The 366-nt window shown below is 62.6% G+C and carries 1 protein-coding gene; it reads left to right on the top strand.

The features are described 5' to 3' along the window. The coding region (locus HZU84_RS20140) for a leucine-rich repeat domain-containing protein (protein WP_180693135.1) at positions 1-366 on the top strand (366 nt) is incomplete at both ends.

The following is a 366-nucleotide window of genomic DNA, read 5'->3' as shown; positions in this document are numbered from 1 at the left end:
CTGACGGGCTTGCAGCAGCTCTACCTGAGCGGGTGCAGCCAACTGAAGGATGTGAGCGGGCTGAGCAGCCTGACGGGCTTGCAGCAGCTCGACCTGAGCGTGTGCAGCCAACTGAAGGATGTGAGCGTGCTGAGCAGTCTGACGGGCTTGCAGCAGCTCGACCTGAGCGTGTGCAGCCAACTGACGGATGTGAGCGGGCTGAGCAGTCTCATGGGCTTGCAGCAGCTCGACCTGAGCGAGTGCAGCCAACTGAAGGATGTGAGCGTGCTGAGCAGCCTGACGGGCTTGCAGCAGCTCAACCTGAGCGGGTGCAGCCAACTGAAGGATGTGAGCGTGCTGAGCAGCCTGACGGGCTTGCAGCAGCTC

It is taken from the genome of Sphaerotilus sulfidivorans, from assembly GCF_013426975.1.
Taxonomy (GTDB): Bacteria; Pseudomonadota; Gammaproteobacteria; order Burkholderiales; family Burkholderiaceae_C; genus Sphaerotilus; species Sphaerotilus sulfidivorans.
Note: the sequence above shows the minus strand (reverse complement) of the source record. Positions and strands in the feature narration are given on the sequence as shown.